Raw genomic sequence first — 12,227 nt, forward strand, 5'->3', positions numbered from 1 at the left:
AGGTAAGCAGTAATACCAATCGGGATTGGCCTATTGCGGCTTAGACTCTCCAAAACAAAAAAGCGCTTCCCGGCGCTTTTTTAATTCATAACAGGAGCTGCCATGTTTTTCGGACTGGACCTCGCGTCCCCCCTCTTCTGGAGTGCTTTCGGCTCCATCCTTCTTGCCAACATCGTGCTGTCTGGCGATAACGCCGTGGTAATTGCCATGGCTGCGCGCACACTCAAACCCGAGCAGCGCGGCAAGGCGATCTTCTGGGGCAGCGCCGCCGCGATCGTGATGCGTATCGTGCTGACCATCGTGGCCATTCAGCTGTTGAGCTTGCCGTACCTGAAGATGATAGGTGCGGTTCTGCTGGTCTACATTGGCGTGGACCTGCTCAAGGGCGAAGAAGATGAAGACGGCGAGGGACACGAGATCAATGGCATGGCTGCAGCCATCCGCACCATCCTGATTGCCGATCTGGTGATGAGCCTGGACAACGTTCTGGCAGTCGCAGCAGCCGCCAAGGGCAACCTCCCGTTGCTGGTACTGGGTCTTCTGGTGAGCATCCCGCTGATTATTTTCGGCGCCACCTTGTTGACAAAGGTGATGGAGCGCTTCCCCATCATCATTACCATCGGCGCAGCTCTTTTGGGCTTTCTGGCGGGTGAGATGCTGCTGACGGATCCTGCGGTAGTGAGCTATTTTGGTGCCGTTAGCGACCATACGGTGACTGCCGGTGGGATTGTGGGTGCCGTGCTTGTGGTGGCTCTGGGCACCTACCTGACCAAACGGCAGCAGACAAAGGCGCCTTCAGCCTGAACTGGCGTACGGCCCAGCCGCCGCAGCCCCCTTTGGCGGTTAGGGTCGTTTCTTAGCGTTCGCCACCTGCTGCGGACCGGATGCGCACCGCGCATACCAGAAAACCACTTATTTGCAACAGTCGGCACGCTTGCGGTGCAGAAGTCGCTTGTCCAGCCGCACCCCGTCTGTTAATGTCCATTGTCAGGAGACTTGTAACCTGCCGAAACAGTCGGCGGGTGGTACCCGGCGCACGAAATTTGTTGCCGGGGGACCGATAGTACAAAGCAATTACAAAAATGGCTGGGGCTATGCATAGCGAATCAGGACAAGGGACGGGAAGTGGCCAAAACATCTAGGAAATTGAGTCAGTTCTGGCGGGCCGACTGGTTTGTGGGCGTTCTGGTGGTGCTGGCCGTCCTTTTTTTGCATGGCCTGACTGATTTTTTCGGCACACTTGAGCGCCGTTACTATGACTATGCCAGCACCAGCACTTCGCGGCAGCCCTCAGACCGCATAGCCATCATTGCGATCGACGACCAGAGTATCGCCAACATAGGTCGTTGGCCTTGGCCGCGCGACGTGCATGCGCAGCTGATTGACCAGCTTTCGGCCGCCAAGGCCAAAACCATTGCGCATACAGCCTTCTTTTTTGAACCGCAAACCGATAGAGGCTTGGTGTTCATCCGCAAAATCAAGGAGGCTCTTGGTCCAGTATCCGATCCAGCGGCCGCTCCAAGCGGTGGTCTGCCTGAACAATTGGGCAAAGTCATCGCTGAGGCTGAAATAGCCCTGGACACTGACGCCAAGCTCGCGGCCAGCATGACCAAGGCCGGCAATGTTTTGGTACCTTCGGTTTTTTCGCTGGGAGTGCCGCAAGGGCGTCCGGACAATCCGCTCCCGGCTTACGCACTGAAGAGTGCTGTAGACGAGCTTAACGGGTTTTCCCTTCCGGCCATCCGCGGTCAACAACCGATTGAGTTGATAGGTGCAGCGGCGGCGGGTATTGCTCACCTCAACCAGCTGCCCGACGTGGATGGTGCCGTGCGGCAAGAACCGTTGCTTATCAATTATTACGGGAAAGCCGTGCCTTCCATGAGCCTGCTCGCCGCGGCCAGGAGCCTGAACCTGGGGCCTGCCGACATCAAACTCAATGTGGGTGAGTCTGTGCAGATCGGCAAGCTGATGGTCAAAACCGACGAATCAGCCTTGATGCTTCCACAGTTTTACAAGGGCAAGGACGGTCGGCCAGCTTTTGCCGTTGATTCATTCTATGACGTGATTTCCGGCAAGATTCCGGCTACCAAGTATGCCGACAAGATCGTGATCATTGGCGCCACTGCGGCGGGGGTAGGCACCCAATTCCCGACGCCGGCGGGTCCGGGGCTTTCGCCAGCAGAAACCATCGCGCACATTACCTCCAGTATCCTGAGTGAGCATTTCATCGTGCAGCCTGGTTGGGGTGTCTGGGTCACTCTGGGTGTGCTGCTGGTGGTTGTGGCTTATCTGGTTGCCGGCCTGCCACGGCTGTCGGCTGGCAAGGCCGCGATCATCACACTGCTGTTATTCGTGGTGTTGCTGGTGGTTGAGTTCGGCTTGCTGTCGGCGGCCGCGACCTGGCTCAAGTTTGTCTTTCCCGCAGCCCTGCTGGTGATCGGCCACCTGGCGTTGACGACCAAGCGCTTCCTCATGACCGAGGCTGGCAAGCTCAAGTCCGACGAGGAATCGGCCGAGACCAATCGCATGATGGGTCTGGCGCTGCAAGGCCAAGGCCAGCTCGATATGGCGTTTGATCGTTTTCGCCGCGTACCTTTCACCGATGCGCTGATGGACAACATGAACAACCTGGCGCTGGATTTCGAGCGCAAGCGCCAGTTCAACAAAGCTCAGGCCGTGTACGAGTACATGGCCACCTACAACAAGAACCACAAAGACCTGCAGTCCAAGCTCAATCGGGCCAAAAACCTGTCGGAAACCGTCATTTTGGGCGGTGGCGGCGCGCACCCGGGCGGGACCATGCTCCTTGACGGTGGGGGTGTTGAAAAGCCCATGTTGGGTCGCTATCAAGTTGAAAAGGAATTGGGCAAGGGCGCCATGGGCGTGGTGTACCTCGGCAAGGACCCAAAGATTGGCCGTGTCGTCGCCATCAAGACCATGGCCTTGAGCCAGGAGTTCGAGGGCGAGGAGCTTGACGATGCGCGGGAGCGCTTCTTCAGGGAAGCCGAGACCGCTGGTCGGCTGCAGCACCAGAACATCGTCACGATTTTTGATGCAGGTGAAGAACACGACCTGGCATTCATTGCCATGGAGTTTCTGAAGGGCAAGGACCTGGCAGATGTCACCAAGGACGGTCATTTGTTGCCGGTCCCGAAGGTCCTGTCCATCGTGGCACGGGTGGCTGAAGCCCTGGCTTACGCGCACAAGCAGAATGTGGTGCACCGGGACATCAAGCCGGCCAACATCATGTATGAAATCGAAAGCGATACGGTGAAGGTGACCGACTTCGGCATCGCCCGCATTACGGATTCAAGCAAAACAAAGACCGGCCTTGTACTGGGGACGCCCAGCTTCATGTCGCCGGAGCAGATTGCCGGTAAAAAAGTCGACGGGCGCTCGGACTTGTACTCGCTGGGTGTCATGCTGTTTCAGATGCTGGCTGGAGTGTTGCCATTCCGTGGCGATTCCATGGCCGAACTGATGTACAAGATCGCGAACGAAGAAGCCCCCGATATCCGTATCATCCGTAAAGAGCTGCCGGCGCGGCTGGCCGAGATTGTTGCGCTGTCTCTGGCCAAGAAGCCGGAGTTGCGGTATCAGGATGGTGATCGATTGGCGACAGATCTGCGCGCTGTCATTGCCGCAATGGAAGGTACTGCACCGGCCCCATCGTTTGCGCCTCAACAGGGTGCGCCAGCAGCCCAATTTGACGCCACAGTCGTGCAATCAGCGGCTGTACCAGCTGCCGGCCCGAAGACCTATGATGCGACCCAGGCCGTGAATGTCGACGGCACGCAGACGTTTGAGAAAACCGTGGTTTCCAAAGCACCTGCTGCCGATACCGACACCCAGTGATCACACGAACAAGATGAACTACGAGATTTGTACACATACCGACCCGGGGTTGACGAGGGACAACAATGAGGATGCAGTTGCTTTTGATGCTGCGACGCGGCTTTGCATCCTGGCGGACGGAATGGGTGGCTATAACGCAGGCGAAATTGCAAGCGGCATGGCTGCCGCTTTCATCAAGTCGGAAATGGGCCGTTGGCTTTCCCAGGCGGGCAGGCATGCCAATGCCAAGGAAGTGCGCCGGGCTTTAGAAATCTGCGTGGAAAATGCCAATCATTCGATCTTCAACGCAGCGAACTCCAACCCCCAGTACGCGGGTATGGGCACCACGCTGGTGGTAGGGGTGTTCCAGGACGGGCGACTGATGCTGGGTCATATTGGTGATTCCCGTTGCTATCGCCTGCGCGGCCAGGAGCTGCAGCAAATCACCAAAGACCACTCGCTGTTGCAAGAACAGATTGACGCTGGGCTGATAACTCCCGAGCAGGCGCTGACTTCCCTGAACAAGAACTTGGTCACACGCGCCTTGGGCGTCGAAGACACGGTGCTGGTTGAGGTCAATGAGCATCGTGTGGACGCGGGGGACCTTTATCTGATGTGTTCGGATGGGCTCTCGGACATGGTTGCGGATCCGGGCATTGCGGCTATCCTTACAGGCGCAGGGACCTTGGAGCAAAAAGCGAAACAGCTGATTGTTGCGGCGAATGAGGCTGGTGGACGCGATAATATTTCCGTACTGTTGGCATACGCGAAAGAAGACTCGACCAAGCGCGGCCTTTTGTCCAGAATGCTGGGAAAATAGCGATGACTGAAATATTACAAACAGACAGGAGTCGGCCATGCCGAAAATGATCGTCTCTATTGACGGCGTTGTGATCAAGGAAGTCCAGTTGACGAAAGACCGGACTTCTTTGGGGCGCAGGCCCTACAACGACATCGTCATCGACAACCTAGCTGTCAGTGGGGAGCATGCCGTTTTGCAAATGACCGGCAACGAGGTCTATCTAGAGGATCTCAACAGCACCAATGGCACCTATGTCAACGGGAAGGCCGTTAAAAAGCTGCTGCTGCAGAACAGCGATACCGTTGAAATTGGCAAGTACAAAATCAAGTACGTCAACGAAGCTGCACCCGCAGGCTTTGAGAAGACCATGATTATAAAAGCCGGCTCTGCCGGTCTTGTGCCCCCGGCGCCGACAGGTTCGCCAGTGGCATCGACGGAAGCCGGTACGGGCCTCACGGCGGCTATCAAAGTGATGTCGGGCGCTGCGGCTGGTCGTGAAGTGGCATTGGTGAAGGTAGTCACAACCATCGGAAAGCCCGGGGTCGCAGTTGCCGCCATTACCAAGAGGCCTCAGGGTTTTGTCGTTGCCCATGTCGAGGGCACTGGCAAGCCGACGCTTAACGGAGCCCCCATCGGTGCGGAGCCGGTTGTCCTGAAAAATGGGGACATGCTTGAGCTGGCCGGAACGCAAATGCAGTTCGTCCAACACTGACATTGGTGTTAAGAGGTCTCGCGCCAAGCGGACCGCAAGCACCCTTCAAACGAGGTCGCATGAGACTCCTCTTCCGGCACTGGCCTCGTATCGCCGTCACGTTGATTCCGCTGGTATTTGCATTGATGCATGCCAGCGGGGTCGCTCGCATTGGTGTTCTGCAGAGGTTGGACGACATCATCTACGATGCACGCCTGCGCGCGACCATGCCGCATACGCTGGACGAACGCATTGTTATCGTTGACATCGATGAGAAGAGCCTTGCGGAGGTGGGGCGATGGCCTTGGGGCCGTAACAGGTTGGCGGAGCTGGTCGAAGAGCTGCAGGATCGTCAAAAAACGGCACTGCTGGGGTTTGACGTCGTATTTGCCGAAGCCGACGAAAGCTCGGGTCTAAAGCGGCTCAAGCAGCTTGCACAGGCGGAGCTGAAAGATCAACCGGGTTTCTCGGAAAAACTCAGCCAGCTGCAGACCAGCCTGGATTACGACGCGGTTTTCGCGAAAGCGATCGAAAAACGCCCCGTCGTGATGGGCTATTACTTCACCAGCGACAGAGATGGCCGGGTCAATGGAGTTTTGCCGCCGCCAGTTATGGGCAGCGATGCGCTTGGTGGCCGTCCTATCAAATTCACCAGCTGGAATGGATACGGGGCCAACATTGAGTTGTTGGCCAAAGCTGCCCCTTTGGGAGGTTTCTTCAACTCCATTACCGAGGGCGATGGTGTGGTGCGCTCTATTCCCTTGCTGGCGGAGTTCAAGGGGCAGTACTACGAGTCATTGGCGCTCGCCATGTTTCGCATGCTTGCGGGTTTGCCCAAGGTCGAGCCTGGTTTTCCGCAGGAAAAATTCCTGACCCGGAACTATCAAGGGCTGGAAAGCATTCTGCTCAAGCAAGGCAACAAAACCCTGGCGATTCCGGTCGATGATCGCGTAGCCACTTTGGTGCCCTTCAGGGGTAATGGTGGTGCGAACGGCGGCTCGTTTCGGTATATCTCCGCGGCGGATGTCCTGGCCAAACGCCTTGCGCCTGGCACGCTCAAGGATAAGATCATCCTGGTCGGCACCACCGCGCCCGGCCTGCTCGATTTGAGAGTGACTCCGGTGGGGGAAACCTATCCGGGGGTGGAAACGCACGCCAATGTCATCTCTGGTTTTCTTGACGGGAAGGTATTCGTCAAGCCCGACTACGCCATCGGATTCGAGGTGGTCATCCTGCTTTTTTCGGGGCTGACGCTGGCTTTTGCACTGCCCCTGCTTTCAGCTTCCCGTGCGGTGCTGGTCAGCCTGGCGGTGATTGCCGCCATAGCCGGCTTGAATTTCTGGCTTTACTCTGGTTACGGTCTTGTGCTGCCGTTGGCCAGTGCGCTGGTTATGGCTTTGACCGCATTTGCGTTGAATATGAGTTATGGATATTTCGTGGAAAGCCGATCCAAGCGGGAGTTGGCCCATCTGTTCGGCACCTATGTACCCCCCGAACTGGTTGACGAGATGGTGAAAGATCCCGACAGCTACAGCATGAAGGCAACGACCAAGGAGCTGACGGTCATGTTTTGCGACATGCGCGGGTTCACCAAAATGTCGGAGTCGATGGAGCCTACCCAACTACAGGCTTTGCTAAACAGTGTTTTCAGCCGGCTGACAGACCTGATTCGCAGCAATCGAGGCACCATTGACAAATACATGGGTGACTGCGTGATGGCTTTTTGGGGTGCCCCTGTCGACACGCCTGATCATGCTGGTCTTGCAGTAAAAACGGCACTCGAGATGTCGAATGCAGTCAAGAAGATCAACGAGGAACACAAGATCAAGGGTTTACCCGAGATTGGCATAGGTATCGGTGTCAATACGGGCACGATGTGTGTGGGTGATATGGGTTCGGATATCCGCCGCAGTTACACCGTGATTGGCGATTCCGTGAATCTGGGTTCGCGTCTGGAGGGGCTGTCAAAAACCTACGGGGTGGATATCGTGGTCAGCGAGTCAACCCGAAAGCAGGCGAATGATTTTGCATGGCAGGAACTCGACAAGGTTCGCGTGAAAGGCAAAGATCAGGCGGTTTCCATTTTTTGGCCGTTGGTGCCGGGAGACCAGATCGACAAGGACATTGCGGCTGAGCTGAAAACCTGGGGAATGGCGTTAAAAGCTTACCGCGCGCAGGATTGGGATCAATGCGATGTGCAATTGCTCAATTTACATCGGATAAATGGCAAAAAGTTCCTTTACCGGCTKTATGCGGAGCGTGTAGCCTCTATGAGGCTGTTGCCTTTTGATCCGGAATGGGATGGCGCAACCAATTTTGAAACCAAATAGCACAACCCTCCAAGTCAAGGCCAACCGGAAAATCTCATGAAAGTACGTGTACTCGGCTGCTCGGGAGCCATTGCCAAAGACTGCCGGACCACGTCTTTTTTGCTTGACCATGACTTGTTGGTTGATGCCGGTACGGGAGTGGGAGATCTCACGCTGGATGAGATGGCTGGTGTTGACCATGTTCTGCTGACGCATTCGCACCTCGATCACGTGGCCGCGTTACCGTTGATGGTGGACGCCATTGCCGCCCGGCGAACAACACCTATCCAGATTCATGCGCTGCAGGGCACGATTGACGCACTGAAGGCGCATATTTTCAACAACACCATTTGGCCCGACTTTTCCCGCATTCCCAGCCCCGAGGCCCCGTTTGTCAGTTTTCACCCTCTGGAAATCGGACAAACCTTGTTATTGGCTGGTAAGCAAATAGAGGTTCTACCTGCCGTGCATACCGTCCCGGCTGCAGGCTACGCGGTGGCCACGGGCAAGGGGTATTGGGTGTTCACGGGCGACACGGAACAGAATCCGGCTCTGTGGGCCCGAATTAATCAGATAAGGGTTGCCATGCTGGTCATCGAAACGGCATTTAGCAATCGCGAGCGCGACCTTGCCAAGCGGAGCCTTCATCTTTCTCCTCATGCGCTTGCCAATGAACTCGATTGCATCGAGCGAGGAAACAGTTATCCCATCTACATTACCCATACCAAACCGGCCGAGACCGACCTGATCATGGCCGAGATACAGCGTTTTGACCAAACCCGCCCGTTTGGCCCGAATGTATCGCACGACATCCGGTGGTTGAGGGCAGGCCAGGAGTTTGAGCTATGAGCGCCGTATTGCAACGTGACCCCGAGGACGAGTTTTTTGACTCGCAGATGTTGCCTCCCCAGGAGCGGGGCGTTACTTTTGAAGCCCTGTATTTCCGGCAGCTTCAGCTGGTTACCAACCGGATTCACGAAACGGAAAATGTCGAGCAGATCATGCTCGAAGCCAGCCAGGACATCTGCAAGCTTTTTAATGCGGACCGGTTAACACTTTATGCAGTCAACGAAGACCGCAGTTCCATTGTTTCCAAGGTCAAAACGGGGCTCAATACCAGCCGCGACCTGAAGCTCCCGGTCAGCGCGCAGAGCATTGCGGGCTACGTTGCCATGGCTCGCCAGATGGTGAATATTGCGGACGTCTACGATGAGGAGGCGCTGAAGAAAATTCATCCTGCGTTGAGCTTTCTCCAGGAAGTTGACAAGCGATCCGGGTACAGAACCAAGCAGATGCTGGTGGCTCCCGTCATGGACGGAGAGACGTTGTACGGCGTGCTGCAGGTTATCAACAACCGGAGCGATCAGCCTTTTGGGAAGCTTGAGGAAGACGGTGCGCTGCAGCTGTGCAAGACTTTGGGCATTGCCATACGCCAGCGAATGCAAAAAGCGGGCGACAGCCAAAGGCGCAAAGCTACCAAGTACGACGGCTTGGTGACGGAAGGTGTGCTGTCCCAAGAAGAATTACAGCAATGCATCCGCCAGGCCCGGGAAGAAGGTCAGTCCGTCGAGCATATGCTCATGGCCAACTTCCACATCCGGCCCACTCAGATTGGTGCTTCGCTTGCCAAGTTTTTCGGTGTGGCCTACGAAGCATTCAATGCTGGACGGATTCGCTCGGAGATGTTGCATGGTGCGTTAAAACGGGACTTTATTGAACAGCAAGGCTGGATTCCGCTGGAGGAAACTACCGAAGGCCTCGTGATCATGTGTGTGGATCCGGAGGCTGTGCGAGGGGCACGCGTGGTTCCACAGGTGTTTCCCCGCGTCTCCAAATTTTCTTACCGCGTTACAACCCAGACCGAATTTGAAGAAACCCTGGGGCAGCTCTTTGGCGTGGCTGCAGACAGTAGCACCATCGACCAATTGCTTGCAGACATGGACTCACCACTGGAGAGTGAGTCAAATGACGACTCTTCGCTGGAGTCTGCCGCAGCGGACAACGAGCTGGTCAAGTTTGTCAACAAGGTCATCATTGACGCCTACAACCAGAAGGTTTCGGACATTCACATCGAGCCCATGCCCGGGAAAGCCAAAACCGGTATCCGGTTTCGCATTGACGGCACCTTGCAGCCCTATATTGAAGTGCCGGCACAGTTTCGCCAAGCCATGGTCACGCGGCTCAAGATCATGTGCGACCTGGATATCTCTGAAAAACGTAAACCGCAAGACGGGAAGATCAAGTTCAAAAAATACGGCCCACTCGACATCGAATTGCGTGTAGCCACGATCCCCTCCGCCGGTGGCGTGGAAGACGTGGTCATGCGGATTCTTGCCGCAGGTGAGCCGATCCCGCTTGAAAAACTCGGATTGACGGCGCACAACAAGGAGCGACTGGAAAAAACGATCTCCAAGCCGTATGGTCTTTTTTATGTATGTGGCCCCACAGGCTCCGGCAAGACCACGACGCTGCATTCCATCCTTAAGTTTCTCAACACCCCGGACACCAAAATTTGGACCGCTGAAGACCCCGTGGAAATTACCCAGAAGGGTTTGCGTCAGGTGCAAATTAACCGGAAGGCGGGCATTGACTTCGCACTGGTCATGCGTGCTTTCCTGCGAGCCGATCCGGACATCATCATGGTCGGTGAGTCCCGCGACAAAGAAACCGTGGCGATGGGCGTGGAGGCTTCATTGACAGGGCACATGGTTTTCTCGACGCTGCACACCAATTCGGCCCCCGAGTCCATCACCCGCCTGCTGGACATGGGCATGGACCCCTTTAATTTTGCGGACGCATTGTTGGGTATCCTGGCTCAGCGTCTGGCCAAAAAACTCTGCGACTGCAAAGAGGCTTATCAGCCCAGTGCTCAGGAAGTCAAAGATTTCATCAAGGAATACGCTGAAGAGCTGCGCCATACCGAAGCCTGGAAAGCCGATCCTGGTGGCGAGTCACAAAAACTCTATGAAGACTGGATGGCGCGCTATGGGAAGGACGATAAATTGACCTTGTATCGTGCGGTCGGCTGCGACAAGTGCAACAAGACCGGCTACAAGGGTCGTATTGGCCTGCATGAACTGATGATTGCCGATGATGCTGCCAAAAAATTGATCCAGGAGCGGGCCCGCGTCGCGGAGCTGTTTTCAAGCGCCGTCAATAGCGGCATGCGGACTCTCAAGATGGACGGCATGGAAAAGGTACTCATGGGCATGACAGATTTAAAGATGGTCCGATCCGTCTGCATCAAATGACAGAAATGTCGTGAAATTTAAAGACATACGTCAAAAAAGTAATTTTTCGGTTTTTTGTAGCTTCAAAATCATAAAAAAGAAAACTCTTTAATATGGTTCAAAAATTGCTGTAACTATCTAAATTGGCATCAAACTGCCATAACTGTTTAAATTACTACAGCCGGTTTTTAACCAAGGAGTTTTTTATGAAGCGTTCCATCCAACGGGGTTTTACCCTGATCGAATTGATGATCGTCGTGGCGATTATCGGTATCCTGGCTGCGGTGGCTCTGCCTGCCTATCAGGACTACACCATTCGTGCGAAAGTGTCTGAAGTGATTCTGGCTGCATCACAGTGCCGTACCAGCATCACGGAAACTGTTCAATCTGCTGCCAGTACGGTTCTGCCGATCGCCAATAACTGGGGCTGTGAAAAGAACGCCAGCGGCGCCGGTACGGCTGCAAGCGCGCCTTCGAAATATGTCTGGTCCATCGTAACGGATGCTGTCGGTAAAATCACTGTTCTCACGATGGATGCGACCAATGCGCCTGACCTGAAGGACGCTGCTAATAAAACAGTTCAACTGGTTCCGTTCAAGGATTCCACCGCTACGTTGACGAGCACCGATGTTGGCGCAACCATCTTCAAGTGGGTGTGTGGCCCCGGATCGACGGGTACCGCAATGCCTACGAAATACCTCCCAGGTTCTTGCCGGGGCTAAAACCTGATTGCTGCGTAACGCAGCAATTCATGGGTTAACAAGCGGCGCGTCTTTGACGCGCCGCTTTTATTTGGGCAAAAGTTGTCCGATGGAGTCCGACAGTTGATTTCTGAAAACTTCAATGGATGGTGCGCCATGGGAAGGACGATAAATTGACCCCCTGCATCGACGATCAGCCGTGACAAGCGCAAGCAAGACCGGCTACAAGGGTTGTACTGGTTTGCATGAACTGATGTGATCTGATTCAGCAATGCAGGCATGCATAGTGTGGCGTATTCCCGGCACAGTCAGTAGCGGCATTCGGACGCTCAAGAGGGTCCGGTTCATCCGCCTCAAATGACAAAAGTGTCGTGAAATTCACAGAGGGTAGTCAAAAAAGTAAGCTCTCGGCTTTTTGAGCTCGAAAAATCACGGAAAAGACGCCCTTTTGACGTGGCACAAAAACTGCTTTTTACCTGAGCTAGTTTTTTTAACCAAGGAGTTTTTATGAAGCGTTCCATCCAACGGGGTTTTACCCTGATCGAATTGATGATCGTCGTGGCGATTATCGGTATCCTGGCTGCGGTGGCTCTGCCTGCCTATCAGGACTACACCATTCGTGCGAAAGTGTCTGAAGTGATTCTGGCTGCATCACAGTGC

General features: G+C 55.1%; 9 protein-coding genes. All 9 read left to right on the top strand.

Annotated elements, in window-relative coordinates; translation table 11 throughout:
* Positions 1–102 precede the first annotated feature (102 nt).
* On the top strand, positions 103–804 hold the full coding sequence (locus AC1D13_RS14660; RefSeq protein WP_457282071.1) for a TerC family protein: 702 nt from the start codon (positions 103–105) through the stop codon (positions 802–804).
* Positions 805–1,125: 321 nt separating this feature from the next.
* Entirely contained in the window at positions 1,126–3,855 is a 2,730-nt protein-coding gene (locus AC1D13_RS14665) for a CHASE2 domain-containing serine/threonine-protein kinase (protein WP_457282072.1), read from the top strand.
* A gap of 13 nt (positions 3,856–3,868) precedes the next feature.
* Positions 3,869–4,654, top strand: coding sequence for a Stp1/IreP family PP2C-type Ser/Thr phosphatase (locus AC1D13_RS14670; protein WP_457282073.1), 786 nt, complete (start codon positions 3,869–3,871; stop codon positions 4,652–4,654).
* A gap of 37 nt (positions 4,655–4,691) precedes the next feature.
* Complete coding sequence (locus tag AC1D13_RS14675; protein ID WP_457282074.1) at positions 4,692–5,348, top strand: FHA domain-containing protein; 657 nt, start codon at positions 4,692–4,694, stop codon at positions 5,346–5,348.
* A gap of 59 nt (positions 5,349–5,407) precedes the next feature.
* The gene (locus AC1D13_RS14680) at positions 5,408–7,657 is read left to right on the top strand and encodes a CHASE2 domain-containing protein (RefSeq protein WP_457282075.1); all 2,250 of its coding nucleotides are present in this window, start codon (positions 5,408–5,410) and stop codon (positions 7,655–7,657) included.
* Between the two features lie 36 nt (positions 7,658–7,693).
* The gene (locus tag AC1D13_RS14685; protein WP_457282076.1) at positions 7,694–8,485 is read left to right on the top strand and encodes a 3',5'-cyclic-nucleotide phosphodiesterase; all 792 of its coding nucleotides are present in this window, start codon (positions 7,694–7,696) and stop codon (positions 8,483–8,485) included.
* Positions 8,482–10,887 carry a GspE/PulE family protein gene (locus AC1D13_RS14690; protein ID WP_477689791.1) on the top strand — a complete coding sequence of 802 codons (2,406 nt, stop codon included), beginning with the start codon at positions 8,482–8,484 and terminating at the stop codon, positions 10,885–10,887. Before AC1D13_RS14685 ends, AC1D13_RS14690 begins: the two co-directional genes overlap by 4 nt.
* A gap of 185 nt (positions 10,888–11,072) precedes the next feature.
* Positions 11,073–11,588, top strand: coding sequence for a pilin (locus AC1D13_RS14695; protein ID WP_457282448.1), 516 nt, complete (start codon positions 11,073–11,075; stop codon positions 11,586–11,588).
* A 486-nt stretch (positions 11,589–12,074) separates the two neighbouring features.
* Positions 12,075–12,227 (top strand): pilin (locus AC1D13_RS14700; protein WP_477689794.1); only part of this gene is annotated, 153 nt, incomplete at its 3' end.

Source organism: Polaromonas sp. P1_E12, from assembly GCF_056405975.1.

Excerpts from the sequence above, each read along its gene's own strand:
- AC1D13_RS14660 (WP_457282071.1), top strand. The coding sequence starts at position 103 with ATGTTTTTCGGACTGGACCTCGCGTCCCCCCTCTTCTGGAGTGCTTTC.
- AC1D13_RS14670 (WP_457282073.1), top strand. The coding sequence starts at position 3,869 with ATGAACTACGAGATTTGTACACATACCGACCCGGGGTTGACGAGGGAC.
- AC1D13_RS14675 (WP_457282074.1), top strand. The coding sequence starts at position 4,692 with ATGCCGAAAATGATCGTCTCTATTGACGGCGTTGTGATCAAGGAAGTC.
- AC1D13_RS14685 (WP_457282076.1), top strand. The coding sequence starts at position 7,694 with ATGAAAGTACGTGTACTCGGCTGCTCGGGAGCCATTGCCAAAGACTGC.
- AC1D13_RS14690 (WP_477689791.1), top strand. The coding sequence starts at position 8,482 with ATGAGCGCCGTATTGCAACGTGACCCCGAGGACGAGTTTTTTGACTCG.
- AC1D13_RS14695 (WP_457282448.1), top strand. The coding sequence starts at position 11,073 with ATGAAGCGTTCCATCCAACGGGGTTTTACCCTGATCGAATTGATGATC.